23 protein-coding genes are annotated in these 25,684 nt (G+C 44.5%); 15 read left to right on the forward strand and 8 right to left on the reverse strand.

Annotated features, from left to right (window positions below; all coding sequences use genetic code 11):
• The first annotated feature begins 80 nt into the window (after positions 1–80).
• A complete protein-coding gene (atpC, locus tag MTO98_RS28455) occupies positions 81–332 on the forward strand; it encodes an ATP synthase F1 subunit epsilon (protein WP_091174059.1) in 252 nt (83 codons plus the stop codon).
• Positions 333–540: 208 nt separating this feature from the next.
• Here the strand turns inward: atpC and MTO98_RS28460 are convergent, their stop codons facing one another.
• Both MTO98_RS28460 and MTO98_RS28465 read right to left on the reverse strand, forming a co-directional pair.
• Positions 541–837, reverse strand: coding sequence for a hypothetical protein (locus MTO98_RS28460; protein ID WP_243482370.1), 297 nt, complete (start codon positions 835–837; stop codon positions 541–543).
• 108 nt (positions 838–945) lie between these two features.
• Positions 946–2,451 carry a TlpA disulfide reductase family protein gene (locus tag MTO98_RS28465; protein ID WP_243482371.1) on the reverse strand — a complete coding sequence of 502 codons (1,506 nt, stop codon included), beginning with the start codon at positions 2,449–2,451 and terminating at the stop codon, positions 946–948.
• Between the two features lie 170 nt (positions 2,452–2,621).
• Here MTO98_RS28465 and MTO98_RS28470 point away from each other — a divergent pair, with 170 nt between their 5' ends.
• From MTO98_RS28470 to ilvA, 14 genes are all read left to right on the forward strand, one after another.
• Positions 2,622–2,855, forward strand: coding sequence for a hypothetical protein (locus MTO98_RS28470; protein ID WP_243482372.1), 234 nt, complete (start codon positions 2,622–2,624; stop codon positions 2,853–2,855).
• 354 nt (positions 2,856–3,209) lie between these two features.
• Entirely contained in the window at positions 3,210–4,916 is a 1,707-nt protein-coding gene (gene ilvD, locus MTO98_RS28475; RefSeq protein ID WP_243482373.1) for a dihydroxy-acid dehydratase, read from the forward strand.
• A gap of 142 nt (positions 4,917–5,058) precedes the next feature.
• Positions 5,059–6,795: a biosynthetic-type acetolactate synthase large subunit gene (gene ilvB, locus MTO98_RS28480; protein WP_243482374.1), complete on the forward strand. Its 1,737-nt coding sequence runs from the start codon at positions 5,059–5,061 to the stop codon at positions 6,793–6,795.
• A 36-nt stretch (positions 6,796–6,831) separates the two neighbouring features.
• On the forward strand, positions 6,832–7,434 hold the full coding sequence (gene ilvN / locus MTO98_RS28485; RefSeq protein ID WP_243482375.1) for an acetolactate synthase small subunit: 603 nt from the start codon (positions 6,832–6,834) through the stop codon (positions 7,432–7,434).
• A 208-nt stretch (positions 7,435–7,642) separates the two neighbouring features.
• Positions 7,643–8,701, forward strand: a complete 1,059-nt coding sequence (gene ilvC / locus MTO98_RS28490; protein WP_243482377.1) for a ketol-acid reductoisomerase — start codon at positions 7,643–7,645, stop codon at positions 8,699–8,701.
• Positions 8,702–8,793: 92 nt separating this feature from the next.
• Positions 8,794–10,212, forward strand: coding sequence for a 3-isopropylmalate dehydratase large subunit (gene leuC / locus MTO98_RS28495; protein WP_243482379.1), 1,419 nt, complete (start codon positions 8,794–8,796; stop codon positions 10,210–10,212).
• 132 nt (positions 10,213–10,344) lie between these two features.
• Positions 10,345–10,680, forward strand: coding sequence for an antibiotic biosynthesis monooxygenase (locus MTO98_RS28500; RefSeq protein WP_243482381.1), 336 nt, complete (start codon positions 10,345–10,347; stop codon positions 10,678–10,680).
• Between the two features lie 5 nt (positions 10,681–10,685).
• Positions 10,686–11,276 (forward strand): 3-isopropylmalate dehydratase small subunit, encoded by a 591-nt coding sequence (gene leuD / locus MTO98_RS28505; protein ID WP_243482382.1) that lies wholly within the window; start codon positions 10,686–10,688, stop codon positions 11,274–11,276.
• 112 nt (positions 11,277–11,388) lie between these two features.
• Positions 11,389–12,183: a methyltransferase domain-containing protein gene (locus MTO98_RS28510; protein ID WP_243482383.1), complete on the forward strand. Its 795-nt coding sequence runs from the start codon at positions 11,389–11,391 to the stop codon at positions 12,181–12,183.
• Positions 12,184–12,241: 58 nt separating this feature from the next.
• Complete coding sequence (gene leuB, locus MTO98_RS28515; RefSeq protein ID WP_243487955.1) at positions 12,242–13,312, forward strand: 3-isopropylmalate dehydrogenase; 1,071 nt, start codon at positions 12,242–12,244, stop codon at positions 13,310–13,312.
• A 15-nt stretch (positions 13,313–13,327) separates the two neighbouring features.
• Positions 13,328–13,711: a hypothetical protein gene (locus MTO98_RS28520; RefSeq protein ID WP_243482384.1), complete on the forward strand. Its 384-nt coding sequence runs from the start codon at positions 13,328–13,330 to the stop codon at positions 13,709–13,711.
• Positions 13,712–14,005: 294 nt separating this feature from the next.
• The gene (locus tag MTO98_RS28525; protein WP_243482385.1) at positions 14,006–14,764 is read left to right on the forward strand and encodes a methyltransferase domain-containing protein; all 759 of its coding nucleotides are present in this window, start codon (positions 14,006–14,008) and stop codon (positions 14,762–14,764) included.
• Between the two features lie 198 nt (positions 14,765–14,962).
• On the forward strand, positions 14,963–16,129 hold the full coding sequence (locus MTO98_RS28530) for a 2-isopropylmalate synthase (RefSeq protein ID WP_243482386.1): 1,167 nt from the start codon (positions 14,963–14,965) through the stop codon (positions 16,127–16,129).
• 2 nt (positions 16,130–16,131) lie between these two features.
• Positions 16,132–17,382: a threonine ammonia-lyase IlvA gene (gene ilvA, locus MTO98_RS28535; protein ID WP_243482387.1), complete on the forward strand. Its 1,251-nt coding sequence runs from the start codon at positions 16,132–16,134 to the stop codon at positions 17,380–17,382.
• A 205-nt stretch (positions 17,383–17,587) separates the two neighbouring features.
• On the opposite strand, the gene ftcD is transcribed toward ilvA, so the two are convergent.
• The 6 genes from ftcD to MTO98_RS28565 form a co-directional block, all read right to left on the reverse strand.
• On the reverse strand, positions 17,588–19,279 hold the full coding sequence (ftcD, locus tag MTO98_RS28540; RefSeq protein ID WP_243482389.1) for a glutamate formimidoyltransferase: 1,692 nt from the start codon (positions 19,277–19,279) through the stop codon (positions 17,588–17,590).
• 52 nt (positions 19,280–19,331) lie between these two features.
• Positions 19,332–20,558 carry an imidazolonepropionase gene (hutI, locus tag MTO98_RS28545; protein ID WP_243482391.1) on the reverse strand — a complete coding sequence of 409 codons (1,227 nt, stop codon included), beginning with the start codon at positions 20,556–20,558 and terminating at the stop codon, positions 19,332–19,334.
• 348 nt (positions 20,559–20,906) lie between these two features.
• Positions 20,907–22,580: a urocanate hydratase gene (hutU, locus tag MTO98_RS28550; protein ID WP_243482392.1), complete on the reverse strand. Its 1,674-nt coding sequence runs from the start codon at positions 22,578–22,580 to the stop codon at positions 20,907–20,909.
• Positions 22,558–24,117 (reverse strand): histidine ammonia-lyase, encoded by a 1,560-nt coding sequence (gene hutH / locus MTO98_RS28555; RefSeq protein ID WP_243482393.1) that lies wholly within the window; start codon positions 24,115–24,117, stop codon positions 22,558–22,560. Before hutH ends, hutU begins: the two co-directional genes overlap by 23 nt.
• Positions 24,110–24,619 carry a MarR family winged helix-turn-helix transcriptional regulator gene (locus MTO98_RS28560; protein WP_243482394.1) on the reverse strand — a complete coding sequence of 170 codons (510 nt, stop codon included), beginning with the start codon at positions 24,617–24,619 and terminating at the stop codon, positions 24,110–24,112. Before MTO98_RS28560 ends, hutH begins: the two co-directional genes overlap by 8 nt.
• A 212-nt stretch (positions 24,620–24,831) precedes the next feature.
• Positions 24,832–25,659, reverse strand: a complete 828-nt coding sequence (locus tag MTO98_RS28565) for an OmpA family protein (protein ID WP_243482395.1) — start codon at positions 25,657–25,659, stop codon at positions 24,832–24,834.
• Positions 25,660–25,684: the final 25 nt, after the last annotated feature.

Raw genomic sequence — 25,684 nt, forward strand, 5'->3', positions numbered from 1 at the left:
AAGAACAAGAGATATAAGATACCAGATCAGGACAAGCAAAGTCTCACATCTCACATCTCATATCTCACATCTCAACAAAAATGACATTAGAAATTCTTACTCCCGATAAAAAAGTTTACGAAGGCGAGGCCACCTCGGTAACCTTACCTGGTGCTTTGGGATTATTTGAAATACTGAACAACCACGCCCCTATCATTTCCACCCTTCAGGATGGCAAGCTTACCGTACGCGGTGGTGCAGCTAAAGAAGAAGTGTTTTTTATAAAAGGCGGTGTTGTGGAAGCATTAAACAATAAAGTAACTGTTTTAGCCGAAGGTATTCAGCACAAATAAGTAATACAATATTTCATTAAAAATACAAAGCCCGGATAAGTTTTTATCCGGGCTTTTTTGTACCCTTTTTTAAGCGGATACGTAAAACATCATTATTGTAATGTACGAAGCAATCTCCTATTACCCGAGTGGCCCATGCAAAAAACTACCCCTGTAATTGCCCTGGGATTGCTTCGTACCCTACAATGAAATGGCGTTTAATAAAAGTTTATCTCAAAGCCTCGCCCAGCCCTTCCGTTTCTTCATCAATATTGATGGCGTTATTAAAATTACCATCCTTATCAACAGGTATAGTTATAGAGTAATTGGCAAAACCGCCGGTTACAGCCATTTCCCAGTATTTATCAGTAAAATTTTTGACGTTTCCTTTAATTACATCAGTAACTTGGGGAACAGAAGAGGTCACCGGATTATTTTCGGTAATTGTTTTAACAGCCTTCTTTTTTGTTTGGGCATTTACAGTAACTGTTAAACAAAGTAGGACTAAATATAGCAGGTTTTTCATTTTGACTGATAAGACTTAGGTTATATCAAATATATAGAAATAAAACTATTCGAATAAATTCAAATCTCATTTTTAATTCTACAAATAAAGACTGTCATTCGTTAACACTCATTTATTACTCAACGCTTTATCGAGTTCGTTAGTTAGTTCAGTTCCAAATGATGGCCTTGCACTGTTATTATTTACAATTTTACCATTTCTCCCAATTATAACATAATGAGGAATACCGGTTACATAGTATTTTTGACATACCTGATTATTCACCCAGCCTTCCGCAATAAGATTAATCCCCTCTACATTCATTGAAGCAAGGCTATTTCTCCAGGTTCTCTCATCCGAGTCAACACAAATATTCAAGAATACAATGCTCTTATCTTTATATCGCCCGTGCAAATAAGGAGTAGCATGTTGTATCTCGCTTATACAAGGTGCACAATTCACACCCCAAAAATCAATGTAAACCACCTTACCCCGCAGGCTTTGTAAGGATATCATTTCGCCCTTATCACTCTTCAAGCTAAATTCCGGCGCGGGGCTACCTGGCTTTAACAGCAACATCGTTGCATATAACTGTTTAAGACTATCCGCATATCTTGGTGTTCTAACTTTTGGCATCAAATCGTCGAAAATGCTTTTTGCGTCAGTGAATGAACGTGTTCCGAATTTTATTTTTAGCATGTAAGTTATATACCAATCACGTAATTCACCCGAAAAGTTGAGGTTATCGATAGCAGCACTATGCCCGCTGATCGTAGGGGTAGGATGATCTACTCCTGTTCTCAAAGCCGGATCATTTATTCTTGTTTCCTTCAGCGCTTTACCAGAATTCAGGTAACTGTAAATAAAGTATTTATAATTATTGCAATTTCTGTAAGCAAACTCCGATTTTATACTGTAAGCTTCCGGGCCAAAAAGCTGGTTAAGTTTTTTGGCAGCGTTGCTGTTACCGCCAACACGTAAATGATATTTACCCAATAAACCGTACTCATTCAATAACCCGGTATATTTATAATATACATCAGTTATCAACTTTCTTGTTTCGGGATGATCAAGATTTTTAGCAGCAGTGAAAATCTCCTTATTATAAAGACTATTGATCTTGTTAAACCTTACCGAATCGGTTATATTATCGCTGTACAAAGTATCCGACAATTCCGTTATTTCTTTTCGGTAAAGATTATAAATGGAAATCATGGTTTGCAGGCGCTCATTTGTTCCTTTCTTTGGCGAAGAGATACTGAAAGTATTTTTGAAGTTTTTATTATCCCAGTTAATAGTTAAGATATCGTTTTTTTGAGCGCAAACTGTGATAGCTTCATCATTAAGATACAAGTATATATCTTCTGTTTCGCCATCAATGTTGATGACTTTATTGAAGTTACCGTATTTATCAACAGGTATTTTTAGTGAGTAATTAGTTAAGTCGCCGGTTACCGCCAATTCCCAATATTTATCAGTAAAATTTTTAACGTGCCCTTTAATTACGGCGGTACTTTTAGGAGCGGAGATGATTAACGGTTTAAATATAATAGCTGTTTGAGCAGGTTTCTTTGTTGTTTGAGCAGTGAGAGTTTCCGTCAAAAACAGGAGCGCCACAAATAGCAGGTTCTTCATTGAGTAGATAAGATTTAGATTGGGATAAATATAAAGGAAATAAAATAATAAGAGTAAAACAGATGTACCGCTATTTTCTTATGGACTTTTGAGAATTCAAATATGAAGATTCGATATCAATTACTGTGCATCCCCATCAAAAGTTAAATTTGTATTACAGCGTATAAATCATGGCAACATTAACTATTCGGCAAAAATTGATGATTTATTTGGCAGATGCCGATGATAGTAAGATCAAAGCTATTTACACGCTTTTGGAAAATGATATCAAGGATGAGAATACCGTTAATCTTACCAAAGAACAATTAGCAATCCTTGACAAGGAGCGTGAGATGCATTTAAGCGGTCAATCAAAATCTTATACTCGCCAGGAGGCCAATCAGACCATCAAAGCCACACGTTAAAACGTTAATCAAAACAGGGCTTCTTAACCTCCCTAATTACCAATTCCAACCCATCCTCCCCCAATTTCAGGCAGAAAATCGGCAACTTACTATGCATGCATAAAAAACATACCGAATACCGTTTTGAACTTTGGTATATTTCATTAAAAATTTTATATCTTTATAAATAAAATTTACAGAATTAAATTCCTAATAAATAAAATAATTAAAATAAAATACTTATTTCAAAAAATCCGTGGCGACTATTGCTATTACCTGACGCGATGGCTACCTTACATATATTGATTTTCGATACCAAGTAAACCAGTATCATCAACAAAATTAAATACTAACACTGTCTACATATCTAATAAAATGAGTTCATCATCAGATACCACCAAGGCTATAGAATTGAACAAGTATAGCAAAACCTTTACCCAGGACCCAACGCAGCCTGCCGCGCAAGCCATGCTTTACGGGATCGGCTTAACCGACGACGATATGCGCAAAGCACAGGTCGGCGTGGCCAGCATGGGTTACGATGGTAACACTTGCAACATGCACCTGAACGACCTTGCCAAGCTGGTTAAACAAGGTATCTGGGATGAAGATATGGTGGGCCTGATTTTCCACACCATTGGTGTAAGTGATGGCATGAGCAACGGTACCGAAGGTATGCGTTATTCATTGGTAAGCCGCGATATCATTGCCGATTCTATTGAGGCTGTTACCGGCGCTCAATATTATGACGGTTTGATCACCCTGCCGGGCTGTGATAAAAACATGCCTGGTTCAATCATGGCTATGGGCCGTTTAAACCGCCCTTCGATCATGGTTTACGGTGGTACTATTAAACCAGGTCACTGGAAAGGTGAAGACCTTAACATCGTATCGGCATTTGAGGCTTTAGGCAAAAAGATTGCCGGCCAGATAGATGACATTGATTTCATGGGCGTAATTAAAAATGCCTGTCCAAGTGCGGGTGCCTGCGGCGGGATCTACACAGCTAATACCATGGCTGCAGCTATTGAGGCATTAGGTATGAGCTTGCCATATTCATCATCAAACCCTGCCTTAAGCGAAGATAAAAAAGCAGAATGCCTTGCGGCCGGTAAAGCCATTAAGGTATTGTTAGAGAAAGATATTAAACCGTCAGACATCATGACCCGCGCGGCATTTGAAAATGCTATTGTTGTGATCATGGTATTGGGCGGTTCAACCAACGCGGTATTGCACCTGATTGCAATGGCAAAAAGCGTTGATGTTAAATTAACCCAGGATGATTTCCAGGCCGTAAGTAACCGCATCCCGGTACTGGCCGATATGAAACCAAGCGGTAAATACATGATGGAAGACCTGCACAACATTGGCGGTGTTCCGGCTGTAATGAAATACTGTTTGGAACAAGGCTGGTTAGATGGCACTTGCCTTACTGTTACCGGTAAAACTATTGCCGAAAATCTGGCCAATGTACCGGCATTGGAATTTGATACTCAAAAGATCATCAAACCTGTTGAAAATCCGATCAAAGCTACTGGCCACTTACAGATCCTGTACGGAAACCTTGCCGAAGGCGGCAGCGTTGCCAAGATCAGCGGTAAAGAGGGTGAGCGTTTCACAGGCCCTGCCCGTGTATTTGATGGCGAGTTTGAACTGATTGCCGGGATCCAGAGTGGTCGCGTTAAAAAAGGCGATGTTGTGGTGATCCGCAATGTAGGCCCTAAAGGCGCACCGGGCATGCCGGAAATGCTGAAACCAACCTCGGCCATTTTTGGTGCAGGTTTGGGCAGTTCGGTTGCATTAATTACAGATGGACGCTTTAGCGGTGGTACGCATGGTTTCGTCGTCGGTCACATCACACCCGAGGCTTACGATGGCGGGTTTATAGCGATGGTGAAAGATGATGATATAATTAACATAGATGCTGTTGCCAATACCATAAACGTTTCGCTGCCGCAAGAAGAAATAGCCGCACGCCGTGCCGCATGGCAAAAACCGGCGCTGAAGGTTACCAAGGGTGTGTTATACCGTTACGCTAAAAACGTAACTACCGCTGCCGAAGGCTGCGTTACCGACGAATAGTTAATGAACAAAATGGCTTATTAAAAAAGCCATGAATAAAGTGAACACAAACTAAGCGCGTTCATTTTAGCAAATTAGAGAGAAATAGAGTAAAATCAATTTAGCACCCCTAAAAGTGCTATAAATATAAAAAAATACAGGTATGGAAGTTGCACAAGATACACTAACCGCACCCGCCACCATCGAAACCGTAAAGGTTTCAGGATCGGTAGCATTATTGGAAGCATTGATAACCGAAGGTACCGATACCATTTTTGGATATCCCGGCGGTGCTATTATGCCCATTTATGATGCTTTGTTTGATTACAATGACAAACTGAACCACATACTGGTACGTCATGAGCAGGGCGGTATTCATGCCGGCCAGGGTTATGCGCGTACATCAGGTAAAGTGGGCGTAGTATTTGCCACCAGCGGTCCGGGTGCTACTAACCTGGTAACAGGTTTAGCCGATGCCCAGATCGACAGTACACCATTGGTTTGTATCACCGGCCAGGTATTCGCGCACCTTTTAGGTACCGATGCTTTCCAGGAAACTGACGTGATCAACATCACCACACCAGTTACCAAATGGAACTATCAAATAACCGATGCCACCGAAATTCCGGAGGTTATTGCCAAGGCATTTTACATTGCCCGCAGCGGCAGGCCCGGCCCGGTATTGATCGACATTACTAAAAACGCACAGATCCAGCTGTTTGATTTTGCAGGCTACAAACCTTGCGATCATATCCGCAGCTACAGGCCAAAACCAATTGTACGCACACAGTACATTGATGAGGCTGCTGCTTTGATCAACAGCGCTAAAAAACCGTTCATCCTGTTTGGTCAGGGTGTTATTTTGGGCAGTGCCGAGCAGGAGTTTAAAGCTTTTGTTGAAAAAAGTGGCATCCCTGCTGCCTGGACAGTGCTTGGCGCAGGTGCTATCCCTACAGATCATCCATTAAACGTGGGCATGTTGGGTATGCATGGCAACTATGGCCCTAACGTTTTAACCAATGAGTGTGATGTACTGATCGCTATAGGCATGCGTTTTGACGATCGTGTAACCGGTCGTTTGGATAAATATGCAAAACAGGCTAAGGTTGTACATTTGGATATCGACCCGGCCGAAATCGACAAAAACGTAAAATCAACCGTACCTGTTTGGGGCGATTGCAAGGAAACACTTCCGTTGTTGACCAAAGCCATCGAAAAGAAAGAACACACTGAATGGCTTGCCAAATTTAACGACTACACCCGTCAGGAAGTTGAAGCCGTTATTCATAATGAACTAAACCCAACTACCGAAGAAATGACCATGGGCGAGGTGATCAAGCAACTTAACGAGATCACCAAAGGCGAGGCTGTTATCGTAACCGACGTAGGCCAGCACCAGATGGTAGCTTGTCGTTATGCGCAGTTCAATAACAGCCGCAGTAATGTTACCAGCGGTGGCTTAGGTACTATGGGCTTTGCTCTTCCTGCTGCTATCGGTGCCAAATTTGGTGCGCCAAACCGTACTGTGGTAGCTATTATTGGCGATGGCGGTTTCCAAATGACCTGCCAGGAACTGGGTACCATTATGCAAAGTGGTGTTGATGTTAAGATCATCATCCTTAACAACCGTTTCCTGGGTATGGTAAGGCAATGGCAGGAGCTGTTCAATTCGCGCCGTTATTCGTTTGTTGATATTCAAAGCCCCGATTTTGTAGCATTAGCTGCTGCGTACCGCATCCCAGGCAAACTGGTTGATGACCGTGCCGATTTGATCCCCGCATTGAATGAAATGCTGAGCGCACCGGGATCATTCCTTTTGGAAGTAATGGTTACCAAAGAGAACAACGTGTTCCCGATGGTGCCGCAAGGATGCAGTGTAAGCGAGATCAGGTTAAAGTAAAAAGCCCCGTTCGGGAATTTAAAAAAAATTGGAATCATGAGCGAACCAGAAGAAAAACAGGAATTTAACATCACGGTTTATACTGAAAACCAAATTGGTCTTTTAAGCCGGATAGCTATTATATTTACACGCCGTAAAATCAATATCGACAGCCTGAATACCTCTCCGTCGGAGATTGACAGTATTCACCGCTTCAATATCGTGATCAACGAATCGGAAGATGTGGTACGTAAACTTACCCGCCAGATTGAAAAGCAGGTAGAAGTACTGAAAGTATATTATCATACCAACGAAGATGTTGTTTGGCAAGAAATGGCGTTATATAAGGTATCAACCGATGTAATTGCCGAAAAAGTTAGCGTTGAACGTTTATTGCGCGAAAACGGTGCCCGTGCGGTAGTTATCCGTAAAGATTACACCGTGTTTGAAACCACCGGACACCGCGAAGAAACAGACAACCTGATCAGCATTTTACAGCCTTACGGCCTGATAGAGTTTGTACGCAGCGCCCGCGTTGCCATCATTAAAGACAGCGATGGCTTTAACCGTAAGCTCCGCGAATTTGAAAGGCTTGAACCAGGTGAAGATGTGATTGAAAACGAATATCTGAACCAGGGACAAAAGGTGTTTACGATGTAAGACCGCCAAAGGCGGAGAGATTAGTGATTGGAGAATAGAGATTAGGAAAAAAAGTAATCATTGAAATCATCTAATCACAAAATTATCAAAGAAGGAATCGGTGAAATCACCATCAATCGGTGAAATCCCAAAAGAATAAATTACTCATAAAACAAAATCGATGCAATCACTAAATCAGTGAAATCATCAAAATCAAACAATAAAAACAATGGCAAAACTAAATTTCGGCGGAACTGAAGAAAACGTAGTAACCCGCGAAGAGTTCCCTTTATCAAAAGCTCAGGAAGTATTAAAAGACGAAGTTGTAGCGGTAATTGGCTATGGCGTACAAGGTCCTGGTCAGGCCCTGAACCAAAAAGACAATGGGATCAACGTAATTGTTGGTCAGCGTAAAGGCACCAAAACATGGGATAAAGCTGTAAGCGATGGCTTTGTACCCGGCGAAACACTTTTTGAAATTGAAGAAGCCCTTGAAAAAGGAACTGTAATTTGCTACCTGCTTAGTGATGCAGCGCAAATTGCTTTATGGCCAACTGTAAAAAAACATTTAACTCCAGGCAAAGCCCTTTATTTTTCACACGGCTTTGGTATCACTTTCAACGAGCAAACAGGCATCGTTCCTCCTGCTGATGTTGACGTGTTCCTGGTTGCTCCTAAAGGTTCAGGTACTTCATTGCGCCGTATGTTCCTGCAAGGCCGTGGCTTAAACTCAAGCTACGCTATTTTTCAGGATGCTACAGGCAAAGCTTTTGAGCGTGTTATCGCTTTAGGTATTGCTGTAGGTAGCGGTTACCTGTTCGAAACTAACTTCAAAAAAGAAGTATACAGCGATTTAACAGGCGAGCGTGGTACACTGATGGGTTGTATCCAGGGTATCTTTGCAGCTCAGTACGAAGTATTGCGCAGCAATGGTCACTCTCCATCTGAAGCATTCAACGAAACTGTTGAAGAGTTAACTCAATCATTAATGCCACTTGTTGCAGAAAACGGTATGGACTGGATGTATGCCAACTGTTCAACTACTGCACAACGCGGTGCGCTTGACTGGTGGAAAAAATTCCGTGACGCTACTAAACCGGTATTTGCCGAGCTTTATGACAGTGTTGCTACAGGCAAAGAATCACAACGTTCTATCGATTCAAACAGCCAGCCAGATTACCGCGAAAAACTGGATGCCGAACTGAAAGAATTACGCGAAAGCGAATTATGGCAGGCAGGCAAAACCGTACGCAGCTTGCGCCCTGAAAACCAGGTTGTAGAAGCGTAATCCAAGTCTTGAGTCGGAAGTACTAAGTATTAAGTTAAAATCTTTTCACTTGGTACTTCTGACTTAATACTTTAGACTTAATACTTAAAAAAATGGGACAAACATTATTTGATAAGATCTGGGATGCGCACGTCGTCAGTAGCAATGAGGGCTTTCCGGATATTTTATACATCGATACACATTTCATTCACGAAGTAACCAGTCCGCAGGCATTTGATGGTTTGCGTACAAGGGGGTTACCCGTTTTCAGGCCAAAACAAACAGTGGCCACTGCCGATCACAACGTTCCAACCATTGATCAGCACCTCCCCATTAAAGAAGAACTTTCACGCTACCAGGTAGATATGCTCACTAAAAACTGTGCAGCATTCGGCATCGAGCTTTACGGCTTGGGCCACCCATACCAGGGTATCGTTCACGTTATAGGCCCCGAGCTGGGCATCACCCGTCCGGGTGGTACTTATGTTTGCGGCGACAGTCACACTTCAACCCACGGCGCTTTTGGTGCCATTGCCTTTGGTATTGGTACATCGCAGGTTGAGCAGGTGTTGGCTACACAATGTTTACTGCAATCGCGCCCTAAAAGGATGAAGATTGAAGTAAACGGCAAATTACAAAAAGGCGTTGGCGCAAAGGATATCATCCTTTACATCATTTCGCAGATCTCGGCTGCCGGTGGTACCGGCTATGCTGTTGAATATGCCGGCGATACCATTCGCTCACTAAGCATGGAAGGCCGTATGACCATCTGCAACATGAGCATCGAAATGGGTGCCCGTTGCGGTTTGATCGCACCCGACGAAACAACTATTGAATATGTAAAAGGCCGCGAATTTGCCCCTAAAGGCGAAGACTGGGATAAGGCCGTAGCTTACTGGAAAACTTTATACTCTGATGCTGATGCATCTTTTGATGAAGTGTTATCCTTTAAAGCCGAAGATATTGAGCCGATGATCACCTACGGAACCAATCCGGGTATGGGCATCGGTGTTACACAACACGTTCCTGAAACTGCTTCATTTGAGGCCAAAGAGCAGGGATCATACAAAAAAGCCCTTGATTACATGGGCCTGCATGATGATGAAACACTATTGGGCAAACCAATTGATTACGTATTCATCGGCAGCTGCACCAACTCGCGTATTGAAGACCTGCGCCAGGTAGCCGAGTTTGTAAAAGGCAAACACAAAGCTGATAATGTTACCGTATGGGTAGTTCCCGGCTCCAAACAAGTACAGCAGCAAGCCATTGCCGAAGGACTGGACAAAATATTTAACGAAGCCGGTTTCCCGCTCCGCGAACCAGGTTGCAGCGCATGCCTTGGCATGAACGAAGACAAGATCCCGGCAGGTAAATACTGCGTATCAACCTCAAACAGAAACTTTGAAGGAAGGCAAGGCCCTAACAGCCGTACTTTCCTTGCCAGCCCGCTTACTGCGGCCGCAAGTGCGATTACAGGGGTGGTTACGGATATCCGCACCTTTCTGAAGGAAGAGGAATTAGTAAGTTAATAACCATCATTAAGAGGAGCGAAAACCAGTATGTCATTGCGAGCGTAGCGTGGCAATCGCATACTATACAGGGCGAACCTACAGAGTTCGCGATTGCTTCGTACCTCGCAATGACATAGGTAGAGAAAACAAATGATACTCGAAGTAGCCATACTTAACGTAATCCCCGGCAAAGAAGATGCCTTTGTCGAAGCATTTTCAAAAGCCCGGGACATCATAGCAAAAATGGCAGGCCATATCTCACATCAACTTAAAAGATGTGTAGAAAATAAAAGCCAGTTTGTTTTACTGGTTGAGTGGGAAAAACTCACCGACCATACAGTAGGCTTCAGAGGATCAAAAGAATACCAGGAGTGGAAAGGATTACTACATCATTTTTATGATCCTTTCCCAACTGTTGAACATTATACAGACATTGAGTTGGAGGGTTCAAATTCTCATATCTCATATCTAACATCTCAAATCTAAAAAAGATGGCAACTAAAATATTTAAACACATTCAAACCAGCGTGGTGCCTTTGCCTATCGAAAACATCGATACGGATCAAATTATCCCTGCAAGGTTTTTGAAAGCCACTACTCGCGATGGTTTTGGTAATAACTTATTCCGCGATTGGCGTTTTGATGGCGACGATAATCCTAAACAGGATTTCGTGCTTAACAACCCAAACTACAGCGGAAAGATCCTGGTTGCCGGCAAAAACTTCGGTTGCGGCAGTAGTCGCGAGCATGCTGCCTGGGCCATTGCCGATTATGGCTTTGATGCTGTGGTAAGCAGCTTCTTCGCCGATATTTTTAAAGGCAACGCGCTTAACAACGGTTTGCTACCGGTGCAGGTAAGCGAAGATTTTTTAAAGAAGATCTTCGATGCCGTTTATGCAGATGAGCACGCCATAGTTGAGATTGACCTGGTTGATCAGTTCATCAAAATAGTAGCAACAGGCGAACAGGAAAGCTTCGAGGTTAACCCCTACAAAAAAGCCTGCATGACCAACGGTTACGATGATATCGACTACATCCTGAGTAAAAAGGACGAAATAGCCGAATTTGAGTTAGCGAGGTAAAAGGCGAAAGGTTAAAGGCAAAAGGTAAGAGAGATCAAAAAATGACTCAATGACCTAATGACGCGAAGCTAATGAACAGACAAGCCCAATGAACTAATGAACCAGTGAACTAATGAACCAAAAACACATCCAGAGAGAAGGTAAAGGTACTGCCAAGTTATTTGACGAACGGAGTTTAGCGAATGATTATGCAACCCTTGCCCCCCTGCTCAAACCAGGCCTGAAGGTGCTGGATGTGGGTTGCGGTACAGGCGCTATCTCTAAAGATATTGCTGCATTAGTTGGTGAAAGCGGTCATGTTACGGGCATTGATAACACCGAATATTTTATCCAGAGCGGTAAGGAAACTTATGCTTCAGTTCAAAATATGGAGTTGATCTATACCGACCTGTTCAGCTTTGCGCCGGAGGAAAATTACGACCTTATTGTTTCGGCAAGGGTATTACAATGGTTGAACAATCCGGTTGAGGCTTTGAAAAAAATGTATTCGCTGTTAAAACCTGGTGGTACAGTGTCCATTTTGGATTATAACCACGAAGCTTTGGAATGGCAACCGCAACCGCCCGCAAGCATGCAGCGCTTTTATGCTACCTTTTTAAGGTGGCGGGGCGATGCCGGCATGAACAATCATATTGCCGAAGACCTGCCCGAATATTTGCAGGAAGCAGGCTTTACTGGGATCGAGGTTTTTAATGCCGATGAAGTTTACCAAAAAGGTGAAGCAAACTTTGTACACAAAGCAGGCATCTGGGCAAAAGTAGCCCAGTCAAAGCAAATGGTTGAGGAAGGCTATATTGATGATGAATCGCGCCTGCTGGCTATTGATGAGTATACCCAATGGGTAGAAAACGACGCTGAGCAAATGGTGATGAAACTAAAAGAAGTACGCGGCGTAAAACCCGAATAAATAAAACATCTATAAAACAAAAACACCGCTGCCTATGGCAGCGACAAGGGTTATGGGAATTAAAAAACACATTTTAGTAATACCCGGCGACGGGATAGGCCCCGAGGTTACCACCTGGGGTAAAGCAGTTTTAGAAAAGATAGGTCAGGATCATGGCCACGAATTTACTTTCGACGAAGCCCTGATGGGCCACGCCGGTATCGAAGCAACCGGTAACCCGCTGCCTGACGAAACACTGGCTAAAGCTAAAGCAAGCGATGCTATCCTGTTTGGCGCTATCGGTCACATCAAGTATGATAATGATCCTTCGGCAAAAGTTCGTCCGGAGCAAGGGTTGTTAAAGATCCGTAAAGAGCTTGGCCTTTATGCTAACCTGCGCCCTATTATGTTGTTTGATGAGCTTCTGGATGCGTCAAGCCTTAAGCCCGAGATATTGAAAGGTACCGATATCCTTTTCTTCCGCGAACTAACCGGCGACGTTTACTTCGGAGAGAAAAAACGCAGTGAAGACCGCAATACAGCATCTGACCTGATGATCTATTCACGTTACGAAGTTGAGCGTATCGCTATCAAAGCTTACGAAGCAGCCCGTGTACGCGGTAAAAGGTTATGCTCTGTTGATAAAGCAAACGTACTGGAAGCGTCACGCTTATGGCGCGAGGTAGTACAGGAAATTGCGAAACAATACCCTGATGTTGAAACCGAGCACATGTTTATTGACAATGCAGCCATGCAGCTGGTTAAAAACCCTAAAAAGTTTGATGTGGTATTAACTGCCAACCTTTTTGGCGATATCCTTACCGACGAGGCATCACAAATTGCAGGTTCGATGGGGATGCTGGCCTCGGCTTCGGTAGGTGATGGTACAGGATTTTTTGAGCCAATCCACGGTTCGGCACACGATATTGCCGGTCAGGATAAAGCAAATCCGCTGGCCTCTATCCTATCGGTTGCCCTGATGCTTGAAATAAGCTTCGGCCTTAAAGAGGAAGCTAAAAAGATTACGGATGCCATTGATAAAACGCTTAAAGACGGCTACCGCACCGGCGATATCGCTGATGCCAATACCGACAAAGCCAAAATTTTAGGCACTACGGCAATGGGCCAAAAAGTGCTTGAATATTTATAGTAGATAGTTATTGTGATGATGACAAAGTTCAGCATCTTCATGATGATATTGTTCCTCTTCTGTGGCTATGGAGTCAATAACGGAGGAGGCACATTTGCTTTCATTGAGGTGCTGATGGCCATGAGCATGGATGATAACGAAAAGCTCGAAAACCTGGTGCTATTATTTGCGATAGCAGGACAGATAGCCGGCGTTTATGCCATCATCCGCTCAAACAACAAACTGATGCTATGGGCGATTATAGCTTTGAGCCTGGTGGTAATAATTGTAACTGCTGCTTCGGCTGATGCCATTGGCAAGGTAATTTGGGTGAATAGCTTTTTTGTGTTGTGTGCAATAACCTATGTGTTAACGTACTTCAGGAACAAAAACAAAGAAGAAATCGTTATATCTAATTGAGATAACGGGATAATAAAAAGTGCCCGCGCTTTTAAATTCCCCTCTTGAGAGGGGGCGCGGAGGAAACGAGCGAAAGCAGGGGTGTGTTATGCAAGCGATAAGCAAAATGTAGAAACACACCCCTCCACCCCTCTCAAGAGGGGAACCGCACGAATCCAGGGCTCTTTTAAGCTAAAGACCCTCCCAAGGGAGGGAACTAAAAAAAGTAATCGGCGAAATCATCAATCAATTGGTGAAATCCCAAAAACAAAAATCGGTGTAATCAAAAAATCATCGGTGTAATCATAGAAAACAATGAAATGGAACGCTGATTTATACGACCAAAAGCATGCCTTCGTATTTAAATACGGTGAGGATGTGCTTGAGTTTTTGGATGTGAAACCTGGTGAGCGCATCCTTGACCTGGGTTGCGGCACAGGCCATTTAACTAAACAAATACAAGATAAAGGTGCCATTGTAAAAGGCACTGATTACTCGCCCGAAATGATAGCCCAGGCTAAGCAACTTTACCCGGATGTTGATTTCGCGGTGGAGAATGCTGCTGATTTTTTCACTGATGAAAAGTACGATGCCGTTTTTTCAAACGCGGCTTTGCATTGGGTACTTGATGCTAACGGCGCAATCCGTAGTGTGTTTAACAGTCTAAAAAAAGGCGGCAGGTTTGTGGCCGAAATGGGAGGCAAAGGCAATGTTGAGCGGCTGATAGATGCCACTAAACAGGTACTGCATAATCATGGTTACAATGAAAAGGCTGACACCAAAGTTTGGTACTTCCCTTCGGTAGGCGAATACACAACCAAACTGGAAGAACACGGATTTAGGGTAACTTACGTTATTCATTATGACCGTAAAACACCGCTTCAGGATGGCGACCAGGGCGTTGCCAAATGGGTTACTATGTTTGGTGCGCAATTTTTAGATGGCATCCTGGCAGAGGAAAAAGAACAGATCCTGGCTGAGATCACCAAAAAACTCGAGCCTTTTTATAATGAGAATGGCCAATGGTATGCCGATTATAAAAGGCTCAGGTTTATCGCTATAAAAGAGATTTGAAACGTGAGATTTGAGATATGAGATTTTTTTCTCTAACTTGAATATTCGCTATTTCAAATAGTTATAAAATAAAATACAAACAGATGAAAAAAGGATTCATATATCCTATACAACATCTCAAACTAAAATAAAAAACAATTGATAGAGGGTAAGAGTCTCAAAGCTCATATCTAACATCACAAATCAAAATAAAAAGATATGTTACACGATCCCAACCGCGTTTATGTTTTTGATACTACGCTCCGCGATGGCGAGCAGGTACCGGGTTGCCAGTTAACAACCCCCGAAAAGATTGAGATAGCTAAGGAACTGGAACTACTGGGCGTGGATATCATTGAAGCAGGTTTCCCGGTTTCAAGCCCGGGCGATTTCCAAAGCGTTGTTGAAATTTCAAAAGCTGTAAAAGAGCCAACTGTTTGCGCGCTTACCCGTGCCAACAAAGGTGATATCGATGCAGCTGTAGCATCTCTGCAATATGCAAAACGTCCGCGCATCCATACGGGTATCGGTTCGTCTGATATGCACATCAAGCATAAATTCAACAGTACCCGCGAAGAGATTTTAGAGCGAGCCGTTGAAGCTGTTAAATACGCTAAAAAATCTGTCGAGGATATCGAATTTTATGCCGAAGATGCCGGCAGGGCAGATGTGGTTTACCTTGCGCAAATGGTTGAGGCCGTTATCGCCGCCGGTGCTACTGTAGTAAACATTCCGGATACCAACGGCTATTGCCTGCCTGATCAATACGGCAGCAAGATCAAATTTTTGAAAGAGAACGTTAAAAATATTGATAAGGCTATCATCTCCGTTCATTGCCATAATGACCTTGGTTTGGCTACCGCCAACTCTATCGCCGGTTTACAGAACGGTGCCCGCCAGATTGAAGGTACCATCAATGGTATCGGCGAGCGCGCAGGTAACACTTCTATCGAAGAAGTGGTGATGATCCTGAAAACGCATCAAACCTTAGGTTTGCATACCAACATCGATTCTAAAAGATTCTATGAATTAAGCCAGATGATTCGTACGCAAATGCGGATGCCTGTACAGCCTAACAAGGCTATTGTTGGTGCAAATGCTTTTGCCCACAGCTCAGGCATTCACCAGGATGGCTTTTTGAAAATGCGTGAAAATTATGAGATCATTCGTCCTGAAGATGTAGGCTTTCCGAGCGCCACAATAGTGCTAACCGCGCGCAGCGGCAGGCATGCTCTGAAGTTCCATCTGGAACGTTTAGGCTTCAGTTTAGATAAGGAAGAACTGGCCCAGGTATACAACAAATTTTTAACGCTTGCAGATGCCAAGCTTGATATAAACGACCAGGACCTGCAAGGCTTAATGGCCCACAGGCTGGTAAAGAACTAACAATGGAAACTGACACAAAAAGCCAGCTTGATTTTGAAGCGGCATATGAGCGGATAAAGGACGTTGTGAAACGCACTCCGCTGCAATATAACGCCGGTCTTTCGGCAAAATATGAATGTGATGTTTATTTAAAACGCGAAGACCTGCAGGTCGTTCGCTCCTATAAGTTGCGCGGCGCATACAACATGATCAGTCAGTTAAATGACGATGAATTGAGCCGCGGCGTAGTTTGCGCCAGTGCGGGTAACCATGCTCAGGGCGTAGCCTTTTCGTGTAATAAAAAGAATATCAAAGGCGTAATTTTTATGCCCGAGATTACCCCCAAACAAAAGGTTAAACAAACCGCTATGTTTGGTAACGGTAATATAGAGATTGTGCTTACAGGCGATACTTTTGATGATTGCCTGGCCGAAGCGCTCATTTACACCGAAAAAAACAAGATGACTTTCATCCCTCCTTTTGATGACTACCGCGTTATTGAAGGCCAGGGAACCGTAGGTGTTGAGATACTGCAGGACCTGCCAGATGTTGAAGTCGCGATTATGCCCATCGGCGGTGGCGGTTTTGCGTCGGGAACAGGTACTTATCTTAAAAACAATGTCCCAAATATCCATCTGATAGGCGTTGAGCCTGAAGGTGCCCCATCAATGCTGGGAGCTATAAACCATGGCAAACCCATTACATTAGATGAAATAGACCGCTTTGTTGACGGTGCTGCCGTTAAGCGTGTTGGAGCATTAACTTATGATATCTGTAAAGAGATCCTGAATGATATGCTACTGGTACCTGAAGGTAAAATTTGTACCACCATACTGAAACTTTACAACGAGGATGCCATAGTGGTTGAACCAGCCGGCGCATTATCTGTAGCTGCACTTGATGCCTGTAAAGAGCAGATCAAAGGTAAAAAGGTGGTTTGTATCATCAGCGGCGGTAATAATGATATTGCCCGGATGCAGGAGATCAAAGAAAAATCACTGCTGTACGAAGGCCTGAAACATTACTTCATTGTTCGTTTCCCGCAGCGTCCAGGTGCTTTGAAACTGTTTGTGAATAGTGTATTAGGCCCTGGTGACGATATTACCCGTTTCGAGTTCATCAAAAAGAACGAGAAAGAAAACGGCCCGGCGCTGGTAGGTATTGAGCTAAAAAATGCCGAAGATTATCCTGCGCTATTACAGCGTATGCACGCGCACCGTTTCAATGTTATTGAATTGAATAAGGATCAGACTTTGTTTGAGTATTTGGTGTGATACACTAAGTTTCAAACTTACCGTCATTGCGAGGCACGAAGCAATCCCCGATTTGCAGGTTTGTCCTGTATAGTTCGCGATTGCTTCGTTCCTCGCAATGACGTTTTAAAAAGAGCTTCGGCTACCCTAACCCGATTTGCAGGTTCGCCCTGTAAAGTTCGCGATTGCTTCGTTCCTCGCAATGACGTTTCGGGAAGCGCTTCCGCTATCCCAACCCTATTTTCGCATTCACCAACGCAATGATCTCCGCTTCCAGCGCAATGGCTTTCCGCTCAATTTCATTGCCCCGGTAAATAATATCAATCACATAATCTTTATCCTTATAGCCCGAAGCGTTGATTTTCACATTCATGAACGCTCCTAATACCGCGGTACGGGCACAGAGGGCGGCTACACCTGCATCCGTTATGGAATTGGGATTACCGGTCAGCGTCATTGCTTTAATTACCTCCATGCTATCCAAAGCGACCTCCATCACTTTAAAGGGAATTTCAATAGCATAGCGGGTAGCATCCTGTATAGCTATATCACGGGCAGCCTTTTCTTCATCGTTTGATTTTGGTAAGGAGAAAGCCTCCATGATCTGGTTAAAGGCTGTGGTATCCTGGTCAACCAATGCCAGCAGTTCATTTTTAAATTGCTGTCCTTTTTGCGCCCAGTCGCTAAATTCCTGCCAGCGGCTGTCCCATCCTTTTTTGTGCGAGCTCAGGTTAGCCACCATGGTAGCCAACGACGCACCTAATGCACCAACAGCCGCCGAAATAGAACCGCCACCCGGTGCCGGACTTTCGCTGGCCGTTTCATCGGCCAGGTCGGTAAGGCTCATGCTGATGAGTTCACCGTCGGCTTTATTTTTCAGCAAATATTCAATGATGCGTTCTTCGGGTTTAAACGGCGAAAGCTCATCCAATCCCATTGATTTAATGGCGATCCTGATCAGTTCCTTTTCGCTTACTCCTACCGAGCGCTGCTGTTTCTCCAAAAAATACCCGCCTGCATCAAGCATCGCTTTCAATGGGATCAATCCAACCAGCTCACTGCCTGTCACCCTGATGCCGCGTGCAGCAGCTTTATCGCACACTTCATCAAATGCCTTGTGAACCGGGGTAACGTTGATATTGGTTAAATTCATAGAGATCTGGGCAACGCCGTATTCCTCTATAAACCAGCCGATGGCTTTTACCGCCTTTAATGAACCGGGAATAGTTTTGGCTTTGCCATGTTCGTCATAAACTATTTTACCGTTAACCGGATCGCCCTCACGCAGGGTGCGACCAGCCTCGCGCACATCAAAAGCAATAGAATTTGCCCTGCGAACGGATGTAGTGTTCAGGTTAACGTTATAAGCCACCAGAAAATCCCTTGCACCAATTACAGTAGCCCCACGTTTAACATCATTCTCTGCCGGACCGAAATCGGGTGCCCATTCCGGTTGCTTGATCTTTTTAAAGAAACCTTCGTACTCCCCCGCACGGATCACAGATAGGTTGCTCCGGCTTTTGTTAGGTTGTGCTGCCTCGTACAAATAAACCGGGATCTGTAACTCCTCACCCACACGCTTGGCCAGCTTTGTCGCATATTCGGCAGTTTCCTCCATCGTGATATTACTAATCGGGATCAGTGGACAAACGTCCGTTGCGCCCATTCTTGGGTGCTCGCCTTTTTGTCTGCTCATATCAATCAGCTCACCAGCTTTTTTAATGGCGAGGAATGCAGCTTCAATTACCCTTTCCGGTTCGCCAACAAAGGTCACTACGGTACGGTTAGTTGCCTTTCCCGGATCAACATTAAGTAACCTTACTCCGTCAACAGACTCAAATGCATCTGTTATCTGTTTAATGATATCAAGGTTTACACCTTCGCTAAAATTGGGTACGCATTCTATTAATTTGGTCATTGGTTCATTAGTTCAATGGTTCATTGGTAGCTAAGCAAATCATAAAACCTGCTTAATCGTTATTTTCAGACGTCCAAACCCGGACTGGTTTTAGTTTTCCTTGCTGATATAGTATCTCACGATAATCTTTACACGGGTAAGCCTGCATATCGGCAAGCTTTCCCTTGATTAAGATGCCGCGGTCGTTTAGCTTTAACGCTTGCGCTGCTCTAAAAGTTAAACCTGCAAAAACTTCGGCTGTGTTTAGTTTTTCGGAGGCAGCCATTACTGAAGCCTGCATCAGCAGATCGCCCATCGGGGCCGAGCCGGGGTTCCAGTCGCTGGCTATGGCGAGGCATGCTCCGGCATCAAGCAGCTTTCGGGCAGGGGCATAACCCATTCCCAAACCCAGCGAGGCACCGGGTAAAGTTACAGCAACAGTATCTGAATTGGCTAATAATTTTATCTCATAATCGCCGCTGGCTTCCAGGTGATCAGCCGATGCTGCCCTTGCCTTAACTGCAACCTCGGTGCCGCCGGTAGTAAACTGATCGGCATGAACAGTAGCTTCAAAACCTATTTGCCTGGCTTTACTCAAGTAAAACAGGGCATCGCTGGTATTAAATGCGCTTTGCTCAATAAAAATATCAACCCGGTTGGTCAGGCCCTGTTGTTTTATTTTCGGTAACAGATCGTTTAACAGATGCTTCAGATACTCACTTTCGGCACCATCAAAATCTTTGGGTTTGATATGTGCAGCAAGACAGGTTGGGATAATATGCGCATGTGTTTTATCAGCTGCCTGCTGAATAGCCCTAAGTTGTTTTAACTCCTCTGTTGCAGATAAACCGTAACCGCTTTTAACTTCGATAGTGGTTAACCCTTCTGCTAAATGACGGGCTATCCGTTTCGTCAGCAAATTGCTTAATTCAGCTTCGGTGGCTGCACGGGTTTGTGTTACCGAATCCCAGATGCCGCCGCCAGATGCCGCAATCTCCAGGTAGCTTTTCCCTGCATTACGCATGGCATAATCCTTAGCTCTGCTTCCGGCAAAACAGATGTGCGTATGGCAATCTACAAAGCCGGGCAGTAATACATGATCTCCGGTGATTTCCTCTACTTGTGCCGATGTATAGTTTTTGCGAAGCGTTTCGAAATTATCTACAGCGAGGATTATCCCATCTTCGGTTAATACCCCGCCATTGATAATGATGTGCAGCTGCTCATCATTCAACATACCCTTAAGCGGCAAACCGGTTAAAGGTATTATTTGAGTGAATGGACCTATTAGTTTTTTCATCGTTCTATCTTAAACCGTCATTGCGAGGTACGAAGCAATCCCCAAACTGTACAAAGGAACTTGCATAGCTGTCCGCTTATCGAGTTGATTCGTTCCTACCATGACAAGTTAAAAACGTTTGTCATGCTGAGTAGGCAAAATCCAAAGACTCTGAAGGGAAAAAGATGAAATTGCCCCTTTGTCATGCTGAGGTACGAAGCATCTCCTTCGCCCTGTACAGCGGCTTTGCCTATAGAAGAAGATCCTTCGCTATCGCTCAGGATGACAAAGAGTTATCGGGTCGATGTCATTTCACCTTCAGAGCCTGCCGGATTTAAAACTCGCAATAACACTTTTATATTTTATGTTTTACCAAACCTTTAGATTAAACTTATCCGCCCATTCGGCAGCCTTATCGTATCCTGCATCAGTATGCCTGAAAATACCCATGGCCGGGTCATTATACAGCACCCTTTTTAAACAGGTAGCTGCGCGATGGCTGCCGTCGGCCAGTACTACCATGCCTGCGTGCTGGGAGTAACCCATGCCCACCCCGCCACCATGATGGAACGAGACCCAGGTTGCACCTCCTGAGGCATTGGCCATCAGGTTGAGCAGCGGCCAGTCGGATACTGCGTCGGAGCCATCAAGCATAGCCTCCGTTTCACGATTGGGTGATGCCACCGAGCCGCAATCCAAATGGTCACGACCAATCACTATCGGGCCTTTTACTTTACCGGATGCTACCAGTTCATTAAATATCAGTCCGGCCTTTTCACGTTCGCCCATTCCAAGCCAGCAAATGCGGGCAGGTAATCCCTGGAAAGCAATTTTCTCCCTTGCTTTTTTAAGCCAGGTAATTAATGGTTTATTTTCGGGGAAAGCCTCTATCAGCGCCTGATCGGTAGTATAAATATCCTCGGGGTCGCCGGATAAGGCTACCCACCTGAACGGGCCTTTCCCTTCACAAAACAGCGGACGGATATAAGCCGGCGTAAAACCCGGGAAATTAAAAGCATCGGCCTCGCCGCCCTGCCTGGCAAACTCACGGAGGTTGTTGCCATAGTCAAAAGTAATAGCCCCTTTGCTTTGCAGCTCCAGCATTAAGCCTACATGCCTCGCCATACTTTTCAGCGACCGCCGTTTATACTCTACCGCATCCTCTTTCCTTAAAATGGCTGCCTCATTTAATGACAGATCATTAGGGATATAACCATTCAAGGGATCATGCGCCGAAGTTTGATCGGTAAGCATATCAGGGATGATATTATCCTTCAACAGTTTTTCAAGCAGATCACCTGCATCGCTTACCAGGCCAACCGAAAGCGTTTCTTTTTTGGCGATGGCTTCCTTTATCCAAGTGATGGCTTCATCGTACGAAGCCGTCATCCGGTCGATGTATTTCGTGTCAACCCGTTTTTGAATCCGGGATGCATCCACATCGGCACCTAAAAATACAGCGCCTGCCATAGTCGCTGCCAATGGCTGAGCACCACCCATCCCGCCTAAGCCGGCGCTTACAATGAGTTTGCCCGCCAAATCGCCATTGAAATGTTGGTTACCGCACTCAACAAAAGTTTCGTACGTGCCCTGCAAAATACCCTGCGTACCAATATAGATCCAGCTGCCGGCCGTCATCTGTCCGTACATCATTAGGCCTTTTTCGCGCAGCTCGTTAAAATGCTCCCAGTTGGCCCAAGCAGGTACAAGGTTGCTGTTGGCTATCAAAACTCGCGGTGCTTCAGGATGACTCCGGATAATTCCCACCGGTTTGCCCGACTGGATCAGTAACGAATGATACTCATCAAGCTCCAGCAACAACTCAATAATTCTACGAAGCGCCTCCGGGTTACGTGCAGCCTGACCGATCCCCCCGTAAACTACCAGTTCATCGGGGTTTTCGGCTACCTGGCCGTCGAGGTTGTTAAGCAGCATCCTGAGCGGGGCCTCGGTTTGCCAACTTTTGGCATGAAGTTGCATACCACGCGGTGCCTTATACACCGGGTGGTTGGCATAGGTTTTAATAAATTCCGAACTCGTCATGACTTAAATCTATTTGGTGAGCAATAGCTGCTTCGCCTGCGGTTTGCAGCAGGGAGCCATCTGTAATCAGTTTGTGGAGACTGTTAATATCATCGGCAAAAACGCGGTCATCCTGTATAAAAGCTACATGCTGCCTTACCAGTTCATGGCAGGCTTCAATAACCGGGGTCGATCTTAGCGGTCTGCGGAAATCCATAGCCTGGGCCGCGTAGAGCAACTCTATAGCCTGGATATATTCAATATTATCTATTACCTGGTGCAGCTTTCGCCCACTGATGGAGCCCATGGATACATGGTCTTCTTGTCCAAGCGAGGTTGGCACGCTATCGGCACTGGCGGGGAAGCACAGGGTTTTATTTTCGGTAACGAGGGCCGCGGTGGTATACTGCGGAATCATCAAACCCGAATTAAGCCCGGCATCATGTGTAAGCAGTTTGGGTAAACCGTAACGGCCTTCGCTCATCAGGTAACAACGCCTGTCGGCAATGTTACCAATTTCGGCCGCTGCGGTTGTTGCATAATCAAGCGGCAAAGCCAGGGGCTGCCCGTGGAAATTGCCGCCGCTGATGGTATCATCGGCATTAAAAATAACCGGATTATCTGTAACAGAATTGAGCTCAATTTCGGTAAGCTCTTTCAGGTGCAGCCATGCGTTGCGGGATGCGCCGTGCACCTGCGGCATGCAACGTAACGAATATGGATCCTGTACCCTATCGCAGTTGATGTGTGACGAATTAATTTCAGACCCATCAAGTAAAGTAAACAGGCGATGAGCTACCATACGCGTACCTTTAAACGGGCGAATGTTATGCAACCGCTCATCAAATGGACGGATAGAACCCATTAGCCCTTCTAACGAAATAGCGCCTATCAAATCAGCACGGTTAAGGGCATCATCCAACCTTTGTACAGCTTTTATAGCGAACGAAAGAATAAACTGTGTGCCATTGATAAGGGCGAGGCCTTCTTTAGGGCCAAGCAATAAGGGCTGTAAACCATGTTTATTTAACAACCTCGAAGCAGGTTGCCGCTCCCCATTTTCAAATACTTCGCCCAAACCAATCAATGGCAAAAACAGGTGTGATAAGGGGGCCAGATCGCCTGAAGCGCCTACTGAACCTTTTTCGGGTACAACCGGGACAATATCATTGTCGATATGCCAGATGATCCGCTCAAGCGTTTTTAAGGCAATGCCCGAATAGCCTTGCGCCAAAGCATGCACTTTGGTGATCATCATAAGCTTCGCTATTTCCTGCGGGATGGGTTTCCCCACACCTACGCTATGGCTTTTAAGGATATTGCTTTGCAGTAAACTTGTATCGTCTTCCGAGATCCGGGTATCACACAGCGGACCGAAACCGGTATTAATTCCATAAACCGGGTGGTGGCTATGCACAATCTTTTCTACCTCACGCCATGAGGCCTGGATCATGTCTGCGGCTTCTTTATTAATGATTCCTTTAATTTTGCCAGATGCTATGTCGAGGCAGATACCTATGGTAAGATGATCGGTGCCGTAATTAAATATATTACTCATTGCCGGCGGGTTTTAAGTTGGTATTTAGTTTTTCAACAATATTATCGGCCAGTTTACTCTGGCGGAAGGTGTTTTCAAGTGCAGTAACTGCAGGCAGTAATTGAAGTGCTGTTTCGTCGCCTTCAACCAATTGGGTCATGGCTTCAGTGATTGCAGCCCAAACAGGCATGATCTGTGCCAGTAATTCGCGCCCGCTGGTTGTAAGGGTAACCAATTGACGGCGGCCGTCATCACTACAGGTATCGGTGCTTACAAGTCCGCGCTTTTTAAGGTTAGTGATCAGTTGACTGGCAGCAGGATGTGATACTTCTATCTGCTCACTTAATTCTTTGATAGATAAGGCATCATTTTTCGACAGTAAATAAAACACAGGAAACCAGCTGGCATCAAAATCAATTCCGGCATTTTGATAAGCACGATTAATTTCGGCCAGAAAAGCTTCACTCAGCCGCCGCAAGCGACTGCCCAAAACCAGGTATCCTAAACTTTGATATAAATTCATGATGCAATTTATATAAGTGCTTATATAATTGCAAATTTTATTTTCGGGGTTGTTTAAATGTAGAGACGTATAATTGCGTCTTCCGCATGCAACTTAAGGTAGTTAAACCTATTACAAAGCGGCTTGTCCTGCGGCGAGACGCAATTATGCGTCTCTACATGAAAACATCTAAAACAAAAAACTCCCGGCGATTTGCCGGGAGCTTTCATTTATTACTTAGTGATCAGGTTGTATAACTCATCGAGCTTAGGGGTAAGCACGATCTCTATTCGCCTGTTCTTTGCGCGGGCTTCATCAGTACCGGTGGCATCTATCGGCTGAAACTCGCTCTTACCTGTTGCGGTAAGCCTATGCGGGTCAACACCTTCTGTTTCGGTCAGGTAGCGGGTAACCGAGGTAGCGCGCAATACGCTCAAATCCCAGTTATCCTTGATCTGGCCAAGGTTCTTCACCTTCTTATCATCAGTATGGCCTTCTACTGCCATATTGATATCCGCTTCCTTGTTAACCACCACAGCAAGCTGTTTCAAGGCAGCCTTTCCTCTTTCATCAATAATAATACTGCCCGAAGGGAACAATAGTTTATCAGCTAATGACACATAAACCTTGCCATTTCTGATATCTACCGTTAAACCACTTTGTTGAAAGCCGTAAAGCGCCTTCTGTAATTTATCTCTTAAAGCATTGGTAGCCTCATCGCGTTTTTTCAAAATGTCCTCTACTTCTTTCAAACGTGCTTCGCGTTTTTTCAAATCTGCAGCCAGTCTTGTTGTTTGAGCAGCTAATTCATTAGCTTTTGACGATGTCGCATCCAGGTTACTGTTTAACACGCTTTTATTTTTGCGTAAATCATTAAGCTGTCTGTGCAAACGCGCTGTATCCGATTGCAATTGTGCAAGCTCCCCCTCGAGGGTTGTTGTGCGGGTAGCTAATGAGTCACGTTCTGCTACAAGGGTTTTGTATGCTTTTGGGGACATTACCTTGCATGAGTACATCGTTAAACATACAGCAGCGGCTAAAAACGTATATCTAATTTTCATATTATATTGAGGGTTATAAAATCGT

Source organism: Mucilaginibacter sp. SMC90, assembly GCF_022811725.1.
GTDB lineage: Bacteria > Bacteroidota > Bacteroidia > Sphingobacteriales > Sphingobacteriaceae > Mucilaginibacter.

Bases quoted from the DNA above. Each gene is read 5' to 3' on its own strand.
- leuD (WP_243482382.1), top strand. From the start codon at position 10,686: ATGGCAACTAAAATATTTAAACACATTCAAACCAGCGTGGTGCCTTTG.
- ilvN (WP_243482375.1), top strand. From the start codon at position 6,832: ATGAGCGAACCAGAAGAAAAACAGGAATTTAACATCACGGTTTATACT.
- MTO98_RS28565 (WP_243482395.1), bottom strand. From the start codon at position 25,659: ATGAAAATTAGATATACGTTTTTAGCCGCTGCTGTATGTTTAACGATG.
- hutU (WP_243482392.1), bottom strand. From the start codon at position 22,580: ATGACGAGTTCGGAATTTATTAAAACCTATGCCAACCACCCGGTGTAT.
- leuC (WP_243482379.1), top strand. From the start codon at position 8,794: ATGGGACAAACATTATTTGATAAGATCTGGGATGCGCACGTCGTCAGT.
- MTO98_RS28525 (WP_243482385.1), top strand. From the start codon at position 14,006: ATGAAATGGAACGCTGATTTATACGACCAAAAGCATGCCTTCGTATTT.
- MTO98_RS28560 (WP_243482394.1), bottom strand. From the start codon at position 24,619: ATGAATTTATATCAAAGTTTAGGATACCTGGTTTTGGGCAGTCGCTTG.
- ilvA (WP_243482387.1), top strand. From the start codon at position 16,132: ATGGAAACTGACACAAAAAGCCAGCTTGATTTTGAAGCGGCATATGAG.
- hutH (WP_243482393.1), bottom strand. From the start codon at position 24,117: ATGAGTAATATATTTAATTACGGCACCGATCATCTTACCATAGGTATC.
- MTO98_RS28465 (WP_243482371.1), bottom strand. From the start codon at position 2,451: ATGAAGAACCTGCTATTTGTGGCGCTCCTGTTTTTGACGGAAACTCTC.
- atpC (WP_091174059.1), top strand. From the start codon at position 81: ATGACATTAGAAATTCTTACTCCCGATAAAAAAGTTTACGAAGGCGAG.
- MTO98_RS28530 (WP_243482386.1), top strand. From the start codon at position 14,963: ATGTTACACGATCCCAACCGCGTTTATGTTTTTGATACTACGCTCCGC.
- MTO98_RS28510 (WP_243482383.1), top strand. From the start codon at position 11,389: ATGAACCAAAAACACATCCAGAGAGAAGGTAAAGGTACTGCCAAGTTA.
- ftcD (WP_243482389.1), bottom strand. From the start codon at position 19,279: ATGACCAAATTAATAGAATGCGTACCCAATTTTAGCGAAGGTGTAAAC.
- MTO98_RS28520 (WP_243482384.1), top strand. From the start codon at position 13,328: ATGATGACAAAGTTCAGCATCTTCATGATGATATTGTTCCTCTTCTGT.
- ilvB (WP_243482374.1), top strand. From the start codon at position 5,059: ATGGAAGTTGCACAAGATACACTAACCGCACCCGCCACCATCGAAACC.
- MTO98_RS28500 (WP_243482381.1), top strand. From the start codon at position 10,345: ATGATACTCGAAGTAGCCATACTTAACGTAATCCCCGGCAAAGAAGAT.
- MTO98_RS28470 (WP_243482372.1), top strand. From the start codon at position 2,622: ATGGCAACATTAACTATTCGGCAAAAATTGATGATTTATTTGGCAGAT.
- MTO98_RS28460 (WP_243482370.1), bottom strand. From the start codon at position 837: ATGAAAAACCTGCTATATTTAGTCCTACTTTGTTTAACAGTTACTGTA.
- ilvC (WP_243482377.1), top strand. From the start codon at position 7,643: ATGGCAAAACTAAATTTCGGCGGAACTGAAGAAAACGTAGTAACCCGC.
- ilvD (WP_243482373.1), top strand. From the start codon at position 3,210: ATGAGTTCATCATCAGATACCACCAAGGCTATAGAATTGAACAAGTAT.
- hutI (WP_243482391.1), bottom strand. From the start codon at position 20,558: ATGAAAAAACTAATAGGTCCATTCACTCAAATAATACCTTTAACCGGT.